This window comes from Mesorhizobium sp. M2A.F.Ca.ET.046.03.2.1, assembly GCF_003952425.1.
Classification (GTDB): domain Bacteria; phylum Pseudomonadota; class Alphaproteobacteria; order Rhizobiales; family Rhizobiaceae; genus Mesorhizobium.
The window spans coordinates 5,249,191-5,269,816 of record NZ_CP034449.1 but is presented as its reverse complement, the minus strand read 5'-3'; the positions used below and the strand labels follow the sequence as shown (position 1 = coordinate 5,269,816).

22 protein-coding genes and 1 pseudogene are annotated in these 20,626 nt (G+C 64.3%); 12 read left to right on the top strand and 11 right to left on the bottom strand.

Features of this window, described 5'->3' with window-relative positions; genetic code table 11:
- Nucleotides 1–2: 2 nt before the first annotated feature.
- Nucleotides 3–428: a VOC family protein gene (locus tag EJ072_RS25140; RefSeq protein WP_126081772.1), complete on the bottom strand. Its 426-nt coding sequence runs from the start codon at nucleotides 426–428 to the stop codon at nucleotides 3–5.
- Between the two features lie 66 nt (nucleotides 429–494).
- On the opposite strand from EJ072_RS25140, the gene EJ072_RS25135 reads away from it, so the two are divergent.
- Nucleotides 495–1,121: a TetR/AcrR family transcriptional regulator gene (locus EJ072_RS25135; RefSeq protein WP_126081771.1), complete on the top strand. Its 627-nt coding sequence runs from the start codon at nucleotides 495–497 to the stop codon at nucleotides 1,119–1,121.
- On the opposite strand, the gene EJ072_RS25130 is transcribed toward EJ072_RS25135, so the two are convergent.
- A complete protein-coding gene (locus EJ072_RS25130; RefSeq protein ID WP_126081770.1) occupies nucleotides 1,063–2,010 on the bottom strand; it encodes a LysR family transcriptional regulator in 948 nt (315 codons plus the stop codon). The two genes, EJ072_RS25135 and EJ072_RS25130, sit on opposite strands and share 59 nt — an antisense overlap.
- 116 nt (nucleotides 2,011–2,126) lie before the next feature.
- Here EJ072_RS25130 and EJ072_RS25125 point away from each other — a divergent pair, with 116 nt between their 5' ends.
- On the top strand, nucleotides 2,127–2,765 hold the full coding sequence (locus tag EJ072_RS25125) for an FMN-dependent NADH-azoreductase (RefSeq protein ID WP_126081769.1): 639 nt from the start codon (nucleotides 2,127–2,129) through the stop codon (nucleotides 2,763–2,765).
- A gap of 78 nt (nucleotides 2,766–2,843) precedes the next feature.
- Here the strand turns inward: EJ072_RS25125 and EJ072_RS25120 are convergent, their stop codons facing one another.
- From EJ072_RS25120 to EJ072_RS25110, 3 genes are all read right to left on the bottom strand, one after another.
- The gene (locus tag EJ072_RS25120; protein WP_126081768.1) at nucleotides 2,844–4,019 is read right to left on the bottom strand and encodes an ROK family transcriptional regulator; all 1,176 of its coding nucleotides are present in this window, start codon (nucleotides 4,017–4,019) and stop codon (nucleotides 2,844–2,846) included.
- 153 nt (nucleotides 4,020–4,172) lie between these two features.
- Nucleotides 4,173–5,192 carry an SIS domain-containing protein gene (locus tag EJ072_RS25115; protein WP_126081767.1) on the bottom strand — a complete coding sequence of 340 codons (1,020 nt, stop codon included), beginning with the start codon at nucleotides 5,190–5,192 and terminating at the stop codon, nucleotides 4,173–4,175.
- A 22-nt stretch (nucleotides 5,193–5,214) separates the two neighbouring features.
- Nucleotides 5,215–6,126 carry a BadF/BadG/BcrA/BcrD ATPase family protein gene (locus EJ072_RS25110; RefSeq protein ID WP_245466987.1) on the bottom strand — a complete coding sequence of 304 codons (912 nt, stop codon included), beginning with the start codon at nucleotides 6,124–6,126 and terminating at the stop codon, nucleotides 5,215–5,217.
- 156 nt (nucleotides 6,127–6,282) lie between these two features.
- On the opposite strand from EJ072_RS25110, the gene EJ072_RS25105 reads away from it, so the two are divergent.
- From EJ072_RS25105 to EJ072_RS37010, 8 genes and pseudogenes are all read left to right on the top strand, one after another.
- On the top strand, nucleotides 6,283–7,533 hold the full coding sequence (locus EJ072_RS25105; RefSeq protein WP_126081765.1) for an extracellular solute-binding protein: 1,251 nt from the start codon (nucleotides 6,283–6,285) through the stop codon (nucleotides 7,531–7,533).
- Nucleotide 7,534: 1 nt separating this feature from the next.
- Complete coding sequence (locus tag EJ072_RS25100) at nucleotides 7,535–8,470, top strand: sugar ABC transporter permease (RefSeq protein WP_126081764.1); 936 nt, start codon at nucleotides 7,535–7,537, stop codon at nucleotides 8,468–8,470.
- Nucleotides 8,467–9,297 (top strand): carbohydrate ABC transporter permease, encoded by an 831-nt coding sequence (locus EJ072_RS25095; RefSeq protein WP_126081763.1) that lies wholly within the window; start codon nucleotides 8,467–8,469, stop codon nucleotides 9,295–9,297. Before EJ072_RS25100 ends, EJ072_RS25095 begins: the two co-directional genes overlap by 4 nt.
- A gap of 36 nt (nucleotides 9,298–9,333) precedes the next feature.
- The gene (locus EJ072_RS25090; RefSeq protein WP_126059869.1) at nucleotides 9,334–10,266 is read left to right on the top strand and encodes a 3-keto-5-aminohexanoate cleavage protein; all 933 of its coding nucleotides are present in this window, start codon (nucleotides 9,334–9,336) and stop codon (nucleotides 10,264–10,266) included.
- Nucleotides 10,267–10,387: 121 nt separating this feature from the next.
- Entirely contained in the window at nucleotides 10,388–11,548 is a 1,161-nt protein-coding gene (locus tag EJ072_RS25085) for a 3' terminal RNA ribose 2'-O-methyltransferase Hen1 (protein ID WP_245466986.1), read from the top strand.
- 2 nt (nucleotides 11,549–11,550) lie between these two features.
- Complete coding sequence (locus EJ072_RS37015; protein ID WP_245466984.1) at nucleotides 11,551–11,769, top strand: hypothetical protein; 219 nt, start codon at nucleotides 11,551–11,553, stop codon at nucleotides 11,767–11,769.
- A pseudogene (locus EJ072_RS25080) lies at nucleotides 11,766–13,967 on the top strand (polynucleotide kinase-phosphatase); the annotation flags it as partial. The gene EJ072_RS37015 and the pseudogene EJ072_RS25080, both read left to right, overlap by 4 nt.
- Nucleotides 13,949–14,338 (top strand): hypothetical protein, encoded by a 390-nt coding sequence (locus EJ072_RS37010; RefSeq protein ID WP_348526301.1) that lies wholly within the window; start codon nucleotides 13,949–13,951, stop codon nucleotides 14,336–14,338. The pseudogene EJ072_RS25080 and the gene EJ072_RS37010, both read left to right, overlap by 19 nt.
- Nucleotides 14,339–14,344: 6 nt before the next feature.
- On the opposite strand, the gene EJ072_RS25075 is transcribed toward EJ072_RS37010, so the two are convergent.
- Together EJ072_RS25075 and EJ072_RS25070 are read right to left on the bottom strand one after the other, a co-directional pair.
- The gene (locus EJ072_RS25075) at nucleotides 14,345–14,638 is read right to left on the bottom strand and encodes an HlyU family transcriptional regulator (RefSeq protein ID WP_126081762.1); all 294 of its coding nucleotides are present in this window, start codon (nucleotides 14,636–14,638) and stop codon (nucleotides 14,345–14,347) included.
- Between the two features lie 49 nt (nucleotides 14,639–14,687).
- On the bottom strand, nucleotides 14,688–15,329 hold the full coding sequence (locus EJ072_RS25070) for a TetR/AcrR family transcriptional regulator (protein WP_126081761.1): 642 nt from the start codon (nucleotides 15,327–15,329) through the stop codon (nucleotides 14,688–14,690).
- Nucleotides 15,330–15,499: 170 nt separating this feature from the next.
- Between EJ072_RS25070 and EJ072_RS25065 the strand changes: the two genes are divergently transcribed.
- Together EJ072_RS25065 and EJ072_RS25060 are read left to right on the top strand one after the other, a co-directional pair.
- The gene (locus tag EJ072_RS25065; RefSeq protein ID WP_126081760.1) at nucleotides 15,500–16,177 is read left to right on the top strand and encodes a PspA/IM30 family protein; all 678 of its coding nucleotides are present in this window, start codon (nucleotides 15,500–15,502) and stop codon (nucleotides 16,175–16,177) included.
- Between the two features lie 43 nt (nucleotides 16,178–16,220).
- Complete coding sequence (locus EJ072_RS25060; RefSeq protein WP_126081759.1) at nucleotides 16,221–16,481, top strand: YiaA/YiaB family inner membrane protein; 261 nt, start codon at nucleotides 16,221–16,223, stop codon at nucleotides 16,479–16,481.
- A 79-nt stretch (nucleotides 16,482–16,560) separates the two neighbouring features.
- Here the strand turns inward: EJ072_RS25060 and EJ072_RS25055 are convergent, their stop codons facing one another.
- The 4 genes from EJ072_RS25055 to rpoD form a co-directional block, all read right to left on the bottom strand.
- Entirely contained in the window at nucleotides 16,561–17,229 is a 669-nt protein-coding gene (locus EJ072_RS25055) for a PadR family transcriptional regulator (protein WP_126081758.1), read from the bottom strand.
- Nucleotides 17,230–17,345: 116 nt separating this feature from the next.
- Nucleotides 17,346–17,726 carry a DCC1-like thiol-disulfide oxidoreductase family protein gene (locus EJ072_RS25050; protein WP_245466980.1) on the bottom strand — a complete coding sequence of 127 codons (381 nt, stop codon included), beginning with the start codon at nucleotides 17,724–17,726 and terminating at the stop codon, nucleotides 17,346–17,348.
- 67 nt (nucleotides 17,727–17,793) lie between these two features.
- Entirely contained in the window at nucleotides 17,794–18,087 is a 294-nt protein-coding gene (locus tag EJ072_RS25045) for a GYD domain-containing protein (RefSeq protein ID WP_042646984.1), read from the bottom strand.
- 198 nt (nucleotides 18,088–18,285) lie between these two features.
- Nucleotides 18,286–20,313 (bottom strand): RNA polymerase sigma factor RpoD, encoded by a 2,028-nt coding sequence (gene rpoD, locus EJ072_RS25040; protein WP_126081757.1) that lies wholly within the window; start codon nucleotides 20,311–20,313, stop codon nucleotides 18,286–18,288.
- Nucleotides 20,314–20,626 lie beyond the last annotated feature (313 nt).

The window sequence follows — 20,626 nt, the reverse complement described above, 5'->3', positions numbered from 1 at the left end:
GCTTAGCTTCCCGCCATCCCCTCGGCATATTGCGCCAAGAATTCCTCGCTTGGCGGGATCGGCTTGATGACGTCGATCAGCACGCCGTTGGGGTCCCTGGTGATGAAGTGCCGCTGGCCGAACGGCTCGTCACGCAAGCTGCGCAGGATCGGCAGGCCGGCGGCGATGGCGCGCTCATAGACGGAGTCGGGATCGCGCACCTCGAAATTGATCAGCAGGCCTGACGTTCGTCCGCGCCCCTCCTGCGGGATCGTCTCATGATCCCCTTGCACGATGCCAAGATTGACGCGTCTATCCTCCGCCGACTGCAGATGCACATACCAGTCGCTTTTGAAGAGCGGCTTGAAGCGGAAATGCTCGACATAAAAAGCCGCCGTGCCTTCGACATCGTCCGTCATCAGCACCGGATAATAGCTGGTCGTCTTCATCTTTCCTTCTCCTCTCACCCAACATACAGTCTGTATGTAAATGCAAATAACATACAGGCTGCATGTATGCAACAAGAGTCCGGACGCCGCTCCAACCACGACCGCACCGAGGCGACGCGCGCCGATCTGATCCGCGCGGCGCGAAAGCTGTTCACGGAAAAATCCTATGCCGAGACCGGCACGCCGGAGATCGTTGCCGAAGCCGGCGTGACGCGCGGGGCGCTCTATCATCATTTCGCCGACAAGCAGGCCCTGTTCGCCGCGGTCGTCGAACAGGAAGCAGCGACCGTGGCCGCCGAGATCGATCATGCCTCGCCGCCGTCGCCCTCCGCGCGCGAAGCCTTGATCGCCGGATCGGATGCCTATCTCAAGGCAATGCGGGTGCCCGGCCGCACGCGGCTTCTGCTGCTCGACGGGCCGGCCGTGCTCGGCCGCGCAGCCATGGACGAGATCGACAACCGCCACGGCAACCGCTCGCTGCGCGAAGGCCTGGTCGCCGCGATGCGGGCGCAGGCGATGACCAGATTGCCAGCCGAGGCGCTGACCGCCCTGCTCGCCGCCGCCTTCGACCGGGCGGTTCTGGCCATCGAGGTCGGCGCGCCCGCCGAGGACTATCGCGCGGTGCTGATCGCCCTCATGGACGGCTTGACTCCGGTCCGTCCTCCGCCCACAGGCCTGGCTCCATCTCGTTGAAGCAGCCGAGTTGCCGCCTGAACTCGTCGATCAGCCAGGTCGCCGCCGGCTTGGGGCTGCGGTCATTGCGGTGCATGGCATACATCGGCGAGCGGACTTCGCGGTAAGGCTCGAGATCGAGCTCGACCAGCCTGCCGCTGGCAAGGTCGTCGGCGATCAGCCAGCGCGGCAGGCCACCCCAGCCGAGACCTTCGCGCATCAGCGCATGCTTGGTGCGCATATCGGTCAGCCGCCAGGTGCGATAGGCAAAGACACCATAGTCTCGCCCGCGCGTCCGCTCCGACTGGTCGGTGACGACAAGCTGGATGTGCTCGCGCAGGTCCTCGACACCGACCGGCTTCGGCAGTTTGGCCAATGGATGGTCGGGCGCCGCCGCAGGCACCAGGGAGGTGAAGCCGATGCGCAGCAGATTGACGTCGGCATCGCCTTGCAGGCCGCCGAAGCCGAGATCCACCTGGCCGTTAACGACCTGGTCGACGATCAGGCCGAGCGAGCCGATATAAAGCCGCAGCATGACCGCCGGGAACTGCGCCTCAAAGGCCTTGAGCACGCGCACCAGCGCCGGCGAAGGCAGCGTCACGTCGACCGATATCGCCACTTCCGCTTCCAGCCCTTGCCGGTAGCCGTCGGCGCGCGAGCGGATGCGCTGCAGCACGCCGATCATGCGCCGTGCATCCTCCAGCATCGCCTTGCCGACTTCGGTCAGCTGCGGCTCGCGCACGCCTTCGCGCTCGAACAGCTTCAGCCCAAGCTGCGCTTCGAGATTGGCGATGCCGTAGCTCACCACCGACTGCGCCCGGTTGAGCTTGCGCCCTGCTGCCGAGAAGCTGCCGGTATCGGCGACTGCCACCAGAATCTGGAGCTGGTCCAATGTCGGGTTCGGCTGCATGGCAACGCCATCCATTTTGTTGATGGATTGTATACATATTATACCAGTTATCCTGATGGAGCAGCAATCCCATATTGGCGTGGAAAGTTTCAATCCAACCCCAAGGGGACACCGCCATGTCTATTCTTCTCGTCACCTCCAGCCCGCGCGGCGCCGCTTCGCACTCGACCCGCGTCGCCACCGATCTCGCCCGGAAGCTTGTTGCCGCCGATCCGTCCAACACGCTTGTCGTGCGCGATCTCGTCGCCAATCCGCTGCCGCATATCGACCCCGACTACGCCACCGGCATCTACACGCCGGCCGAAGCGCGCACGCCGCGCCAGGCCGAAGTCGTCGGCGTTTCCGACGCCGTGCTCGATGAGGTCTTCGCCGCCGACACGATCATCCTCGCCACCGGCTTCATCAACTTCAACATCTCCTCGACGTTGAAGTCCTGGGTCGACCACGTCGCCCGCTCCGGCAAGACCTTCGCTTACGGCGAGAACGGTCCGAAGGGCCTCGTCGCCGGCAAGAAGGTCTACATCGTGCTCGCTTCCGGCGGCATCTATTCGGAAGGCGCCGCGGTGCAGATGGACCATGCCGTCCCGTATCTGCGCAGCGTGCTCGGCTTCCTCGGCATGACCGACGTTGAAGTGATCCGCGTCGAGGGCGTCGGCATGGGTGCCGATGCCGTGACCGCCGCGCTCGCCAAGGCCACCGCCAAGGTCGACGCGATCGCCGCCGCCAACGCCAACCAGGCCGCCGCGGCTGCCTGATCACCTATGCTGGAGATGAAAGAGGCAGGCGCCCGCCAGCGCCTGCCTCTTTCTGCATTTCGCCGGTAGCCGGCCACCCTACAGCGGCGGCAGCACCACGGCCGGATGGCGGTCCTCGCGCAAGATCAGCCCAAGGCTGTAATCCAGCGCCAGCTTCATGGCGCCGAGCGCAGTTCCGACATCTTCCAGCGTGCTGACCGCGATTGGCGTCGGCCAGGCCAATTCGCCGGCCACCCGCTCGACCTCCGCCGTCATCAACGCGTTGCGGCCGACGCCGCCGCCAAGCACGATCAGGCCCGGGTCGAGCATGCCGATGCAGCCGGCCGCGAGCCGGCCGATATCGGCGGCATGGCGCGAGACAGCCTCGGCGGCCGGCCGCGACCCCGCCAGTGCCAGCGCGAACAATTCCTTGGCCGAATTCGGCGGGGTCCCCTCTTCCGCCGGCCAGGTCTGTCGGCTGCGCTCGACAAGCGCCCGCGAGCCGAGATAGTGCTCAAGCCCCTCGCGAAAAGGCACTTCGCTGGCCGACCACGGAAACGGCATGCGGCCGACTTCGCCGGCAGCGCCGCCGGCGCCGCGATAAAGCCGGCCTTCATTGATCAGGCCCAGGCCGACGCGAACGCCGACCTGCAGGAAGGCAAAGGTCTCGTGACCCTGCGCGGCGCCGAAATGCCTTTCGGCGATCGCCGCGCAGTTGACGTTGTTTTCGAGGATAATCGGCACATCGATCTTGCGGCGAAGGGCGTGGAGCACCGCGTCCGGGCCGTTGCCCTGGCCATTGCCGAGGCGGCTGTGCGAGACGATGCGCGGCACCGCAACCGCGATGCTGCGTAAGGTGCGAAAAGCCTTGCCGACCTTGGCCGGGATCGATTTGGCTACCGCAAGAATGAACGCCCCGGTCTCGTCGACGGTCGCTCCGTCCGGAATGCTCTCTTCCACCGTCGCCAGGGGCTGGGCATCCATCGAATAGGCGACGGCGCGCACCTGTGCCGCGCCGACATCGATGCCGATCACATAGCCGGCGCCTGGGCCGATGCCATAGATGGTGGCGGTCCGCCCGATGGCGCCGCGTTCCGTCCCACGCGACGAGACAAGGCCAAGCGCGCTGAGCTCGGAAACGGCGGCCGACATGGTCGGCTTGGAGAGTTCCAGCATCGAGCCGAGCTTCGGCCGGGTCACTGGCCCCTGCGAGGCCAGCAGGCGCAGCACGGCGCGGGCGCTTTCCGTCAGGCTGGGGATTTCGGATGGAGCCATCTGCGACGTTGTTCCGCCTTCATCCTCTCGGCGCTCGGCCGATCGCGCCGGCTCGCATATCACGAATCAACCGCGACCATTACCATTGTGCTGCGTTTCGGCGGATTGCGCGAATGCGCCCTACTGAGCGAACAAGCTTGGCGTCCCGAAGAACTAAAGCGCCGTCGGCGACCAGGGCTTGAGCTTGGTATCGGTTTGCCGGTAGCGGAAGGTAATGTCGGTCAATCCGGCCGCGTCCTGCATGTTCGCGACGACCATCTGCAGCGCAACGATCTCCAGGATGCCGTCCGCGATCGCATTGCCCAGCGCCGGGATAACGATCACGGCGAGCTTCTCCCTGGCAGCGATATCGGTCCGTTGCGTGATCAGCGCCGAGGGGCAGCCGAAGCCGGCGACGTCCTGCGCGATCTTGACCTCGCGGTCCTCGCCAAAGGCGATCAGGCCGGTGGCGGCGTCCTGCGATTCCATCGGGCCATGCAGATAGTTCAGCGTGTCCCAGCCGGAGGCGGGAATCCGGACCGCCTCGCGAATCAGCATCGCTGCCTCGCCCGCATTGGCAAAGCCAATGCCGGCACCCACGATGTCGATGGCGGCGCGACCGCCAAGCAGCCTTGCCGCCCGACCGGTGCTCTCCCAACCATCGGCCAACAGCCGCTCGACCGCCTCCGGCAGTTGCGCCCAGTCGAAGGAGCCGCCGGCGATCTTGTCGACCAGCATGCCGAGCGCGAGCAGAGTTCCGGTGTAGCCGGTCGAACTGGCGCCATTGTCGGCGCCCGATGCCATGGCGATCACCGCGCCGGTGATGTCGGCCAGCGGATTGTCGGCGCCGCGGCAGATGGCGAGGCGCGGATAGGCCTTCGCCTCCCGCATCACATCGGCGATTTCGCGGCTCTGGCCGGAGGCCGACAGGGCGACAAAGGCATCCGCCGCCGCATCCGTCCGGCCATAGAGTTCGGTCGGCACGAAGGCGAAACCCCGCCGACCGAACTGGCGCAGATAGAAGGCGCCCGCGAGGGCCGCCTGATAGCTGGCGCCAATGCCGGCAAAGCCGATCGTGCCGTCGGCAAAGCCAGACAGGTCGACCGTGTCGAGCGCCCTTGCCACGGCCTGCCTTCCGATTTCCAGGCTTTCGGCCTGGCGCAACACCGCGGGGCGGTAACCGATACGCTTCATGTCAATGCTCCTCGATCCGCCCTCAGCCGTCGCCACGCTTCTTGCCCGCGAATAGACGTCCGGCCAAAGCCACCGCGCCGATCACCGGCGGCTCGCGCAGCAGGACCACGCGGCTTGCCGGCGACACGGACGCCATCGCCTTGACGAAAGCTTCCAACAGCATCGGCTGCTCGGCAATGACGCCGCCGCCGGCGACGACCAGCGACGGATCGGCGCCGCGTTCGATCAGCAGTTGCACAAGCGCCGCGAGCCCCTCCCCGCCTTCCTCGATGACGCGCGAAGCGAGCGGCGAACCGGCGTTCGCGGCATCGAAGACAGCGTTGGCATAGCGGCCCCAGGCAGCGGCGCCGCGTGTCTCGTTGAGCAAGATGCCGAGCTTGGTCTGGTCGTCGGTTCCGATCTCGCGCATAAGCATCGCAATCAGCGGATCGCCCTCCTGGCCGCGATCGAGAGCGCGGCGGATCGCCTTGGCGGCCTCGCGCACCAGCGCCGCCGCGCTTCCTTCATCGCCCAGGATCCAGCCCCAGCCGCCGGCGGCAAGCATCTTGCCCTCGGCCGTGCGCGCGACCGCGATCGAACCGGTTCCGGCCACAACGCCGATGCCTTCGACAAAGCCGGCGGCAGGCACCATCAGCTCGGCATCGTTGACCACCTGCACGCTGGTTTTCAGATTGGCCGACAGCAGCGCTTGGAAGCGCCGGCACTGCTCGTCGGTATCGCAGCCATGCGCGCCGACCGCAACCGCGGCAGGCGCTGAACCGCCGCAAAGATCCATGGCGATGGCCGACAGCTTCGCCGCATCGGCCTCCATCTGGCGGATCCGCCATTCGTCGGTGATAACCGTCTTGTCGAACAACACGGTGTCGCCGCGACGCCCCATGATGCGCGTCTTGGTGCCGCCTATGTCCACGCCCACCAGCAGGTTCCGATCCACGCACATTCCCTTCGCCAGCCGCGCCGCCCAAGCTTCGCGCGAACACTGCAACCACGTTAGTTAGGAAACTTTACAAACTATCTTTCCAGACGGCAAGAACTATGATTTGATCAACCCCGTCGAAGCGCATGAAGCGCTGAATGGGAGATCAGGAAGATGAGCAGGAGAAGGATCGGCCTGGCCCTCGCGGCCGCCTCTTTCGCATGGGGATTTGCAACAAGTCTGGCGCACGCGACCGACATCTCGTTCTGGACCTGGCGCCAGGAAGACAAGGCCGCCTATAACGAGCTCTTCGCCGACTTCACCAAGGCGAACCCGGACATCCACGTGAAGTTCGAGTCCTTCCCGGACGAGAACTACCCGACCATCGTCTCGACGGCATTGGCGGGCGGCAAGGGCGGCGACGTCATTCACACGCACGCCTATGGTTGGCTCGAGCAGTTCGTGAAGGCCGGCTATTTCGAGCCGCTCGACATGGCGACCGTACCCTCGCTCGCCAACCAGCCGGCGGATGCGCTGGTGTCCGGCACCTACCGCGCCGACAAGAAGGTCTATTCGCTGCCCTTCGCCTCGCAGACGCTTGGCCTGTTCATCAACAAGGACGTCTTCGCCAAGGCGGGGCTGACGCCGCCGACCACCTGGGACGAGTTCATCACCGTCAGCAAGGCGCTGAAGGAGAAGGGCATCTATCCTTTGGCTAACGGCATGGGCACCAGCTGGTTCAACGAAATGTTCGTGGCCATCTTCACCAACCCGTTCCTTGGGCCCGACTTCGTCAGCGACCTGACCAGCGGCAAGACCACCTTCAAGGATCCGCGCTATGTCGCGGCACTCGGCAAGCTGCTCGAGCTGCGCCCCTATATGCCCGACGGCTTCGAAGGCATCGACTATGAGACGGCCGGCCAGCTGTTCCTGAGCGGCAAGGCGGCGATGCTCGCCGGCGGCAGCTTCGACATCGCCACCTACCGGTCGCAGAACCCCGCCATCAACATGGACTTCGTCGCCCCGCCTTTGGCCAAGGCCGGCGACACGCCGCAAGTCACGAAATTCTTCGACGGCGGCTACGCGGTCAATTCGAAGTCGGCCAACAAGGAAGCGGCGCTCAAGCTGGTCAACTGGATGGGCACCAAGGAGTTCGGCGACAAGTTCTCGGCGCTTCTCGGCAACATCTCGCCGATCAAGGGCGTCGTCATCAAGGACGAGCTTCTGTCACACGTCGCCAAGTTGAACGAGACGGCGATGCCGCATATCAATGTCGTCTATTTCCGCTTCGAAAAGCCGACGGCATCGGAATTGCTGCAGGGCGACATCACCAAGATGATGTCGGGGTCGATCACGCCGGACCAGCTTGCCGCCGACCTCACCGACGGCCTCGCCAAATGGTACAAGCCGTTCCAGGGCAAATGAGATGGCAGACGGCTGGCGCCACACAGCGAAACCTTTTGCATGGCGCCGGTCGCTCTGGATTGCCGCGCTGCTGACGCCGGCGCTGCTGGTCATGGTGCTGTTCGTGCTATGGCCGCTTTTGTCGGCCTTCCGCTTCGCCTTCTATGAGTTCAACGGGCTCAGGCCATCCGGCTTCATCGGGCTCGAAAACTTCCGCCAAGTCCTGTTCGAAAAGCCCTATAGCGACTGGACCTGGAATGCGTTCAAGCACAATGTCATCGCCTTCCTGGCGCTGATGGTCTTCGAGAACGGCACCGCCTTTCTGATCGCCTTCGCGCTGCTCAAGGCCTTGCCGGGCCATCGCGTCCATCAGGTCATCGTCTTCCTGCCGGTGGTGCTGTCGGCGGTGATCGTCGGCTTTCTGTGGAAGCTGTTCCTGCATCCGCTGTTCGGGCTGGTGAACCAGCTGCTCGGCCTGGTCGGCATCGGCGTCATTCCGTGGCTCGGCAACGAAAATACCGCGCTCGGCAGCATCCTCTTCGCCAACATCTGGCACTGGCTGGGCTTCCCGACGCTGGTGCTGCTTGCCGGTATGCAGCGCATCAGCAAGGACGTGCTGGAAGCCGCTCGCCTCGACGGCGCCGGCGACTACGCGCTGATGACCAACATCGTCTGGCCGTTGATCGCGCCCAGCGTCACCATCGTCACCATCCTGACCTTCATCGGCAGCTTCAACTGGTTCGAGATCCCCTATGTCATGGCCGGCCTGACCGGTTCGCCGGGCGGCTCGACCGACGTGCTCGGCCTCTATTTTTACCGCACGGCCTTCGGCAGCACGACCACCGGCATCCAGGATTTCGGCCAGGGCAGCGCGCTGGCGGTTCTGATGTTCATCTTCGTCGCCGGCGTCACGGCAATCGCCCTGCGCTACCTGCGCCGCCGCGAGATCGAGCAGTGAGGGATCGCGGCGAGACGATCAGGAACGGCGCCATCCAGCTCTTGCTGGCGGTCAATGCCGTCATCATGATCTATCCGCTGTTCGTCATGGTGGCCTCGTCGTTCAAGACCAACGCCGAGATCTTTTCCTCGCCGCTTTCGCTGCCGACGCATTTCTCGACCGCCAATCTGGAGAAGGTCTGGACCGAGACCAATTTCGTCCGCTATCTGGCGAACTCGGTCGGCATCACCGCCGCCTCGGTCGCGCTGATCCTGATGTTCAGCACACTCGCCGGCTACGCCATCGCCCGCTACCGGTTCCGGCTGAGCTCGCTGGTGCTGATGTTCTTCCTGAGCGGCATGACTGTGCCGCTGAAGCTGGCGATCATTCCGCTGTTCATCCAGCTCGACACGCTCGGCCTCGTCGACAGCTATTTCGGGCTGGTGCTGGTCTATGTGGCGATGGGCATCCCTTCGGCCGTCTTCATCATGACCGGCTTCCTGCGCACTCTGCCGCGCGAGCTGGAAGAATCCGCCCGCATGGACGGCGCCAGCGAGCTTCGCATCATGTGGTCGATCATGCTGCCGCTGGCGCGGCCGGCGCTGGTCATCGTGGCGATCCAGAACGCGGTGCCGATCTGGAACGACTTCTTCTTTCCGCTGGTCCTGATCACCTCCGACAATTTGAAGACACTGCCGCAAGGGCTGACCGTGTTCGTCGGCGAATTCACCACCGACTGGGGGGTGCTGTTCACCGGGCTGACACTGGCGGCGCTGCCGATTACCGTGCTCTATATCGTGCTGTCGAAGCAGTTCATTTCCGGCATCACGCAAGGCGCGGTCAAATAGGCGAGGTCAAAGAGCGAAGAGATTGAGGCATCAAAAGTGGCGAACCGGAACAAGATCATCATCACCTGCGCGGTCACGGGCTCGATCCATACGCCATCGATGTCGCCGCATCTGCCGGTGACGGCCGAAGAGATCGCCACCGCTGCGATAGAGGCGGCCGAGGCGGGTGCGGCGATCGTCCATCTCCATGCGCGCAATCCGGTGGACGGCCGCCCCGACCAATCGACCGAGGCCTTCGCGCCTTTCCTGCAGGTCATCAAGCAGCGCTCCAACTGCGTCGTCAACATCACCACCGGCGGTGCCGCGACGATGAGCGTGGAGGAGCGTGTGAGGCCGGCGAAGGTCTTTGCGCCCGAGGTCGCCTCGCTCAACATGGGCTCGATGAATTTCGCGCTGTTCCCGATGCTGGAGCGGTTCAAGACCTTCGAGCATGATTGGGAGCGGCCCTATCTCGAATCCTCGCGCGACCGCATCTTCCGCAACACTTTCGGCGACATCGAGCACATATTGCGAACCTGCGCCGACAACGGCACGCGTTTCGAGATCGAATGCTACGATATCGGCCACCTCTACACGCTGGCGCATTTCGTCGAGCGCGGCCTGGTCAAGGCGCCGTTCTTCGTCCAGAGCGTGTTCGGCATCCTCGGCGGCATCGGCACGCATCCGGAAGACGTCGCGCACATGAAGCGCACGGCCGACCGCCTGTTCGGCAACGACTATCACTGGTCGGTGCTGGGCGCCGGCCGCCATCAACTGCCGATCGCCACGCAGGCGATTGCGCTCGGCGGCAATGTGCGGGTCGGCCTGGAGGACTCGCTGTGGATCGGCAAGGGCAAGCTCGCCCGCTCCAGCGCCGAGCAGGTGACCAAGGTGCGCCAGATCATCGAAGGCCTCGGCGCCTCGATCGCCACGCCCGACGAAGCGCGGCAGATCCTGCAGCTCAAGGGCGGGGATAAGGTCGCGTTCTGACCGAGTTCGCACTCGCAAGACAGCGTCGAAGGTAACCAACACTTCGAGTTGCTCTGAAAAGGAATGGAAATAACTTGCCGCCGCCATTGGTTATTCCGATCGGCTGCGTTATCGCTTGTGCATGTTTTTCTCTATTGCCACCACGCATCGTCCAGCCACGGATCTTGGTTTCCTGCTGCACAAGCACCCGGACCGCCTGCATGAGGCCGAGCTGTCCTTCGGCAAGGCATGGCTGTTCTATCCGGAGGCCAGTGACGAGCGTTGCGAGGCAGCGCTCCTGCTCGACGTCGATCCGATCGGGCTGGTCAGAGGCAAGGGTCAGGCGGATGGGCTGCTCGACCAGTATGTGAACGACCGGCCCTATGCAGCATCGTCCTTCCTGTCCGTAGCGCTCAACAAGATGCTCCGGACGGCAATGACCGGCATCTCCAAGGAACGCCAGCAATTGGCCGACACCGATCTGCCGCTGGAGGCTGTCGTGGCGCCCTTGCCGTTGCGCGGCGGCGAGGCGTTGGTGCGGCAGCTGTTCGAGCCGCTGGGCTGGACCGTCGACCTGACCCCGATCGAGGCCGCCGGCGCCAGCAACGGAGGGCTGCGCTACGGCCATCTGAAATTGTCGGGGCTCGGCCGGCTGAGCCACCTGCTCAACCACCTCTATGTGCTCATTCCGGTGATGGACGACGCCAAGCATTACTGGGTCGGCGACGACGAGGTCGACAAGCTGCTATCCAGGGGTGCCGGATGGCTGGAGCACCACCCGGCCAAGGAACTGATCGCTCGCCGCTATTTGCGCAACCGATCGGTTTTGGCCCGGGCGGCCCTGGCGCGCCTCGTCCCCGAAGCCACGGCCTCGGAGGCGCCAGCCGAAACCCGCCGCTCCCCTGAGGAGACGCTCGAGGCGCCAGTCCGACTGCACGACCGGCGCTTGGACGCGGTCGTCGAGGCCATCCGCGCGAGCGGCGGCAAGGTTGTCGCCGATCTGGGATGCGGCGAAGGCAAGCTGCTCGACCGGCTGGTGCGCGAGCGGTGGGTCCAAAAACTGTTCGGCTTGGACCCTGCGGTCCGCGAGCTCGAGTGGGCGGCAAGGCGATTGAGGCTGAATGAAGCCGGCGGCCCGCCGGAAGGGCGCGTCACGCTGCTGCATGGCTCGCTGACCTATCGCGACAATCGCTGGGCCGAAGCCGACGTCGCTGTATTGGTCGAGGTCATCGAGCACTCGACCAGGACAGGCTGCCTCTGGTCGAGCGGATCGTCTTCGGCGAAGCCGCGCCGAAGACGGTGATTGTGACAACGCCGAACGCCGATCACAACGCGCTTTTCAGCGGTCTGGAAGCAGGCGCCTTCCGTCACCCCGACCATCGCTTCGAGTGGAGCCGTGCCGAGTTCGAAGCCTGGGCGGCCAAAATCGCGGAGACCTACAGCTATGTCCCCGCGATCAGCGGCATCGGCGATGTTGATCCCAGCTTCGGCGCGCCGACACAGATGGCGGTGTTCACCCGATGAGGGACATCAACAAGACAGATCTGGAGATCCCGGATTTCGCCCTGGTCGTGCTGATAGGCTCGACCGGGTCCGGCAAGTCGACTTTCGCCGCCAGACATTTCCTGCCGACCGAGATCGTCTCGTCCGACCGATGCCGAGAGCTGGTCTGTGACGACGAGACCAATCAGGATGTGTCGGCCGACGCTTTCGAATTGATGCGCGACATCATCGGCAAGCGGCTGAAGCACCGCAAGCTGGCTGTCGTCGACGCCACCAATGTGCGGGCGGCCGACCGCAAGGCCTGGATCGAGCTAGCGCGCAGGTGGCATGCCCTGCCCGTCGCGATAGTGCTCGATCCCGGCGTCGATGTCTGCGTTGCGCGTAACGCGAAGCGGCCGGACCGTCCATTCGGCGCTGGAGTGGCCCAACGCATGACGATGGAGATCCGCAAAGGTCTCGGCGGGCTGCAGCGGGAAGGCTTTCGCCAGGTGTGGAAACTTGGCAGTGAGGCCAGCATCGACGCGGCGAACGTCTCGCGCCAGCCGCTTTGGACCGACAAGCGTCACGACGCCGGCCCCTTCGACATCATCGGCGACGTGCATGGCTGCGCCGAAGAGCTTCAAGTCTTGCTGGGCAAACTCGGATACAGCCTTACATGGTCTGAGCATCGCGGCGAACGTAGTGTCGTTGTGTCGCCTCCGGAAGGCCGCAAGGCAGTCTTTGTCGGCGATCTTGTCGATCGCGGCCCCAACACACCCGACGTGCTGCGCATTGCGATGAGCATGGTCGCCGCCGGCACCGCCTACTGCGTCCAGGGCAATCACGAACGCAAGCTTGGCCGCTGGCTGGAAGGCCGCAAGGTAGTGATCGCTCACGGCCTCCAGCAAACGATCGACCAGCTGGAGACCCAGGATCGCGGACTTAAGGAGGCGCTGCCGGCCTTCCTCGACAGTCTGCGCAGCCATGTCTGGCTGGACGGCGGCCGGCTGGCGGTCGCCCATGCCGGCCTCAAGGAGGACATGGTCGGACGCGGCTCGGGCGCCGTGCGCGAATTCGCGCTCTATGGCGAGACGACCGGCGAGATCGATGAATTCGGCCTGCCGGTGCGGGCCGATTGGGCGGCCGCCTATCGCGGCAAGACGGCGGTCATCTACGGCCACACGCCGATGCTGTCGGCCGAGTGGGTCAACAATACGCTGTGCATCGACACCGGCTGTGTGTTCGGCGGCAAGCTGACCGCGCTTCGCTGGCCGGAACACGAGCTGGTCGAGGTGTCGGCAATCCGCACCTGGTCGGAGCCTGTGCGTCCTCTTGGCCCGTCAAACCGGGGAAAATCGGCTCAGGCAGACGCTGACGGCGTGCTCGACATCCAGGACGTCTCCGGCCGGCGCTGGATCGAGACCGAGCTGAAAGGTCGGATCGTCGTGGCCGAGGAAAATGCCTCGGCCGCGCTCGAGGTGATGAGCCGCTTCGCGGTGGCGCCGCAATGGCTGGTATACCTGCCGCCGACGATGTCGCCGTCCGAGACAAGCGGTCATGCCGGCTGGCTTGAACGCCCGGAAGAGGCTTTTGCTTACTTTCGCGAGCGCGGCGTCGCCGAGATCGTGTGCGAGGAAAAGCACATGGGTTCGCGGGCGATTGTCGCGCTCTGCCGGACCGTGCAGGCAGCGCGCAGCCGCTTCGGCGTGTCAGGCGACGAGACAGGCGCGATATGGACCCGGACGGGGCGCTCCTTCCTCAGCGACAATGCCATGACGGAGGGCCTGCTCGACCGGCTTCGCGCAAGCGTCGACGCCGCCGGCCTGTGGGAGGAACTGCAAACCGACTGGCTGCTGCTCGATGCCGAAATCATGCCCTGGTCGGCCAAGGCAAGCAGCCTGATTGAAAGTCAGTACGGACCGGTGGCGGCGTCGTCCGCGGCCGGCCTGCGGCTCGGTCGCGATGCCTCGGAGAGAGCGAAGGCGCGGGGTGTCGATGTGGCCGATCTTAACGCGCGGTTTGCCGATCGCGCCGAGCGGGCAGGCAAATACGCCGCCGCTTGGTCGCCCTATGTCTGGCCGGTTTCGAATGTCGATGATCTCAGCGTGGCGCCGTTCCATCTGCTGGCCAGCGAGGGCCGCGTCTGGTTCGACCATGACCACATCTGGCATATGTCGCTGGCCGATCGCCTCGCCAGGGGAGGTGTCGTGGTGGACACCAGATGGCGCAGTTTCGACCTGGCCGATGCCGGCGCCTGCGCGGAGGCCGTCGCCTGGTGGGAGACGCTGATCGCTCGGGCGGCGAAGGCATGGTGGTCAAGCCGCGCGACTTCGTCACCCGCGGCAAGAAGGGACTCATCCAGCCGGCGCTCAAGGTCCGCGGGCGCGAGTATCTGCGCATCATCTACGGTCCCGAATACGATGCGCCCGACAATCTTGTCCGGCTGCGCGAGCGGCATCTAGGCGGCAAGCGCAACCTGGCGCTCAGTGAGTTCGCCCTGGGACACGAGGCGTTGAAACGATTTGTCGCGAGGCAACCGCTGCGACGGGTCCACGAATGCGTCTTTGCCGTGCTGGCGCTGGAGAGCGAGCCGATCGATCCTCGACTATGATCACATTCAGCCGAACATCTTCTCGCCCTGCTCGTCGACCAGCTGGATGCCTTTCTTGATCGAGATGTCGACGGCGTCGTCCAGCCCGGCGAAGCGGTCGGCGCGGATGAAGCGGTGCTCTTTCAGCACGCCGTCCACTTCCTTCGAGACGACGCCGCAGGTCTGGTATTGGCCCTCGGCCTTGTAGGGCGTCGCGCTGATCAGGAATCCCTTGTGCTCGACCTGCTTGGCCGGCTTGGCGCTGCCGGTCTCCGGTGCCTCACTGCTGCCGCCGCCGAAAAGCTTTTTCAGAAAAGACATTTTTTGAAACTCCATTTTACGCGGGCGTCGAAGATCCGCAGCGCCCTGTTTAATCAGACTTTGTCTCAGCATGCGCGAATGCGCCGCCATGTTCCAGTCCCTTGACGAAAACGCCGACCAGCAGCTCGATCTGATTCCAGATCTCCTCGGCCTGCCGGCTGTTGGAATTGGCCACATAGCCGCTGGTCACGATGCCATGCACGCTTGACCACAAGGTCCGGGCCGCAAGCGCGCGGCGGTTGTCGTCTAGGCCGAAATCGCCTGCTTTGAGCACGCTGGCGACGATGTCGAAGAGCGCGTCGAGCAGCGCGTCATAGGCATCGGGGCCCGGCTGCGTCGCGCGCCGGCGGTTGAAGGCAAGCACCGCCGGCCAACTGCCGGAATGCGCCTCGACGAAGCGCACATAGGCCGCCGCCATCGCCAGGATGCGGTGCTGGACATCGGTCACCCCTTGCCTTTCGAGATCGGCCATGGCCGCGAGGCCTGTCGCGCCGAGCCGGTCGAGCAGCCGCATGTTGACGGCCCGGTGCACCTCGTCGAGATCGGCAAAGAGGTTGTAGACCGATCCAACCGAAATGCCGGCCTGCTCGGCTATGGTGCGCGCTTTCAGGTTCTCGGCGCCGCCCTCATTGAGCAGTGCCTCGGCGATGGCGAGCACCTTCTCGCTCATTTCTTCCTTGTCCAGCGCCATGCTCTTTCCTGTCGCTCTGTGAGGTGGCCGGCCTGCCACGTTCAGCCTGTCTGCCCGCGTTTACCATGTCCCACGGCCCATGAACAGCGTTCACATTGTTCTTGAACAATGTTCATTTCCTGTTATGTTGACTTCGTGAACAACGTTCACATCAACAGGGAGAAGACCCAATGCTTAGCCTGATCAAGACATTGCTGGACGGCGCCAGCGCCCGGGCCGAGGACAATCTGAAGGACCGTTTCGCCATCGACCTTCTGGCGCAGCGCATCCGCGACGCGGAGGCGGGCCTCGCCGCCGCCAAGCAGACGCTTGCCTCGCTGATCGTGCGCCAGCGTGCCGAGCAGACCAGCCTCGAACAGCTCGACAGCCGCATCGCCGATCTGGAAACCCGCACGCTGAGCGCGCTTTCGGCCAACAACCAGGCGCTTGCCGAAGGTGGCGCCTCCGCGATCGCCGAGCTCGAGAATGAGCGCGAGGTCCGCCGCGCCACCGTGAAGAGCCTCGGCGAGAAGACCTGGCGGATGCGCCTGTCCGTCGAACAGGCGCATCGCCGCATCATCGGCCTCAACCAGGGCATGATCTCGGCCCGGGCGATCGATGCCGAACGCAAGGCGCAGTCGCGCCTCAACCGCTCGATCGGCCGCACGGCGAGCATCAACGAGGCGGAGCAACTGCTGGCCCGCATCAAGGACAGCCCCGACCCGTTTGAGGAGGCCGGCATACTCGATGAGATCGACGGCGAGCTGCGCCACGAGGCGATCCGTGAACGCCTCGCCGAAGCAGGCCATGGACCGGCCACCAAGGTGCGCGCCGAGGACGTCCTCGCGCGCCTCAAATCCCTGAACTGAACCCGCTTTCCGAAAAACAGATCAAATTCCAAGGAGCAATCCAATGAACGGCAATCAGACCTATATCCTGTTCAACACCGTGTCGGTGGGCGCCGCCTATTTCATGCTCGGCCTGTCGCTGTGGCTAGCGCCGGTCGACCTCTCGACTAAGGGCTACTGGGCAATGGGCATCCTCCTGCTCACCGGCAGCCTGGTGAACCTGGTCAAGTACCGCACCGACGAGCGCATCGCGGCCGAGACCACCGCCAAGATCGAGAAGGCGCGCAACGACAAGCTGATCAGCGAATATGTCGGCAAGGAATAGTCCTTGCCCTGTCGATCGCTGACTGAATGCAAAAAGCCCGGATCGCTCCGGGCTTTTTGGCTGCTCTTATGAAAATGGCTTAGCGCCGCGCCAGCGCCTCGATCGCCTCGGCGGCGTCTTCCAGGATGCTGATCGCCTCGGCCTGCTTGTCTTCCGGCGCCTCGGCGATGTCGCCGAGCGCGGCGCGCAGACGATGTCGCAGCGCGCGGAACTGGTCGCGCTTTTCCGAACGGCCACGGCGCCCCTCATCCTTATCGTCGCCCCAGCCGAACCATTCGCGCGCCGCGGCCATCTTGCGGCCGAAGCGCTCGAGATGGTCGAGCACGCCGTCGATCATCTCGCGGTTCTCATCGAGATGCGCCCTGCCGGCCTCGGTGATCGAAAACACCTTCTTGTTGCCTTCGCTGGACGACACCGCATAACCCGCCTCCTCCAGGAAGGTCAGCGTCGGATAGACCACGCCCGGGCTCGGGCTGTAGACGCCGCTGGTGCGCTCTTCCAGCGCCTTGATGATGTCGTAGCCATGGCGCGGCGCATCGGCCAGCAGCGACAGCGTGATCAGCTTGAGATCGCCGTCGGCGAGCATCCGGCCGGCGCGGAACATATCACCCGGGCCGCCGCGCCCGCCGCCCCTGCCCCCAAACGGACCGAAGCCGCCGCCGCTGCCTCTGCCACCGAATTTGCCGGCCATGCGCATGAACATGCGCTCGCCGAAATGATTGTGCCCGAAATGGTCGTGTCTGTGCATGGATTGCTCCTTGAGTTATATCTTACGATACATCTTAAGTAAGGCGCACCGCTTGTCAAGTCAAGATATATCTTACGATGTATCGCAGGATGCGCCAGGGCCTCTGGCCTTGCCGCCTACCAGCGGCCCTGGCGCCGGTTCCAGGCGTAGAGAAGGTCCGCGAAACGGTCGTAGGCGATGCACGTCAAAGGCAGCGCGACGGCGTTGCCGAAGAGGGTCGCCAGCCACCCCTCGCCCGGCGTGAGCCGCCAGACCGCGATCGCCACGTCGGCGCCGACCAGCAGCCGGCCTTCGCTATCTGTCGCGTGCAGCCGTCGCCGGATATCCTCGAGCGAAGCGCCGAAGGCCGAGAGCGCTTCAGGTTCGAAATTGATGTCGCGGAATGCGACGCGGCCTGCCTTGACCGCCTCGATCAGCCGCCTCTTCTGGCGGCTGATGCCGGCATCGCACACCGGACAGCGCGTGTTGTACCAGACGGTCAGCAAAGGCTTGGGCATGGTGCGACTATCGGCAATGCGGCGCGGCTTCGCAACAGCCGCGCCGGTCCCGGCTTCAGCCCGCCTCCTACCCCAGCGAACTGATGATCTCGCGATAGGCGAATTCCGGGAACGCCTTCATCGTCCGCGTCTTGACGTTACCGCCAGACGACAGCAGCAGCGCGAAGCGGGCGAGCACCGCATCGTCCGGGGCTTCGACGATGGCGACCATGTCGCATTCGCCCATCGTCAGGTAGAAAGACTTGAACGATCCGCCCATTTCGCCCAGCAGCTTCTTGGCGGCATCGAGCCGCTTTGGCGACTCCCGCACATTCCTGGCGCCCAGCTCGGTCCAGTTGATAAGCACGATGTAGGTTGTCATGGCATACCTCCCACCGGGAGCCACGGAGCGCGACGCCGTACGACCGGCGCCGGGGCGGGCATCCGGCTTGTCGCCCACAAATGCATCCGGCAACGGAATTATCCTCCTGTCGGGCAGGTGCGGCAAGGCGGCATGAGGGGCCGGAAACGCCAAAGGGCGCCCGAGGCGCCCTTTGGATTTGCTTGTCTGACCTGCGGATCAGCTGTCGAGGAAACTTCTGAGCTTCCGCGACCGGCTCGGATGCTTGAGCTTGCGCAGCGCCTTGGCTTCGATCTGGCGGATGCGCTCGCGCGTCACCGAGAACTGCTGGCCGACTTCCTCCAGCGTGTGGTCGGTGTTCATGCCGATGCCGAAGCGCATGCGCAACACGCGTTCCTCGCGCGGCGTCAGCGAGGCAAGCACCCGCGTCGTCGTCTCGCGCAGATTGGCCTGGATCGCGGCGTCGATCGGCAGGATCGCCATCTTGTCCTCGATGAAGTCGCCGAGATGCGAATCCTCCTCGTCGCCCACAGGCGTTTCGAGCGAGATCGGCTCCTTGGCGATCTTCAAGACCTTGCGCACCTTTTCCAGCGGCATGGCTAGCTTTTCCGCCAGTTCCTCCGGCGTCGGCTCGCGGCCGATCTCGTGCAGCATCTGGCGCGAGGTGCGAACGATCTTGTTGATCGTCTCGATCATGTGCACCGGAATGCGGATGGTGCGCGCCTGGTCGGCGATCGAGCGGGTGATGGCCTGCCGGATCCACCAGGTGGCGTAGGTCGAGAACTTGTAGCCGCGACGATATTCGAACTTATCGACCGCCTTCATCAGGCCGATATTGCCTTCCTGGATGAGGTCCAGGAACTGCAGGCCGCGGTTGGTGTATTTCTTGGCGATGGAGATGACGAGGCGCAGGTTCGCCTCGACCATTTCCTTCTTGGCGATCGCAGCCTCGCGCTCGCCCTTCTGCACCTGGTTCACGATCTTGCGGAATTCCAGGATCGAGATCGCCGTTTCGGTGGCGAGGTTCTGGATCTCGGCGCGCAGCTCCTTGATCGTGTCCTTCTCGTTCTTGGTGAATTCCTTCCAACCGCGCGAAGTCAAATTGGCGATCGAGCGGGTCCAGTTCGGATCGAGCTCCGAGCCCTGATATTCCTTGAGGAATTCCTCGCGGCGCACGCCATAGCTCTCGGCGAGCCGCAGAAGCTTGCCCTCGTTCTGCACCAGGCGCTTGTTGATGTCGTAGAGCTGCTCGACCAGCGCCTCGATGCGCGCCGCGTTGAGCGACAGCGACTTCACCGCCTTGATCAGCTGGTCCTTCAGCTCCTTGAGCCTGCGGTCCTGGCTGGGCGACAGCGTGCCGGCGGCGGCGAGACGATTCTCGACCTGCTGGTCCTGCAGCTTGCGCAGCTTCTTGTAGGTGTCCGCGATGACGTCGAGCGTCTCCATCACCTGCGGGCGCAGTTCCGCTTCCATCGCGGCCAGCGACAGGCTGGCCTCGTCCTCGTCGTCTTCCTCTTCCTCCAGCCCGCGCGTGTCTCCGCCGACATTGGTGATGTCGTCTTCTTCCTCGCGTGCCGCCGCGCGGCCGCGCGGCTTCTCGTCCGGCTTGGGCGATTCCTCGACACGTTCGACCACCGGTGCCTGCTTGGCCTCCGGGCCGGCATAGGTCGCCTCGAGGTCGATGATCTCGCGCAGCAGGATCTTCGATTCGTTGAGCTCGTCGCGCCAGATGATGATGGCCTGGAAGGTCAGCGGGCTTTCGCACAGACCCGCGATCATCGTTTCGCGGCCGGCCTCGATACGCTTGGCAATGGCGATTTCGCCCTCGCGCGACAGAAGCTCGACCGAGCCCATCTCGCGCAGGTACATGCGCACCGGATCGTCGGTGCGATCGGTCGGCTCTTTCTTGGTGGTCGTGGCGGCAACGGCGGTGCCGGTCTGCTCGGCAAGCTCGTTGGCGTCTTCCTCGCTGTCGCCGGCGGGCTCGGCCTCGGCCTCTTCGCCCTGCTCGTCATCCTCAACGACGTTGATGCCCATGTCGCTGAGCATCGCATTGATGTCTTCGATGCGGTCCGGATCCGTCTCTTCCGAGGGCAGCACCGCGTTCAATTCGTCGAGCGTGACATAGCCGCGTTTCTTCGCGGCCTTGATCATCTTCTTGACAGCATCGTCGGAAAGGTCGAGCAGAGGGCCATCGGTGGCGCCTTCGCGTTCGGTCTCGACCTCTTCCTTTTCCTTTGTCGCCATTCTTTGTCGTCTCCAAGCGGCCCAATATCGAGGCCGCGTAAACTGTCGGACCGGTTACGCCGGATGTGCTCGTACCGGAATGCTTTTTACCGGCCCGGCAACCGCGTCATCTCTTTTGTTTTGTGCATCTCGTTTGCCCCAAACCGGTTTTCACTTTTGGGCGACATGCATTAAGTCCAGATTAACCCTGATATCTGGAGCAGGCGTTTTGCCTGTCCAGCCGTCACCGGCACCTCACATCGCTCAAATTTCCCGCCGACGCCGGGGCACGGTTAACGTTTCGAATCGTCCTGATTCCGCCAATCTGCCAGAA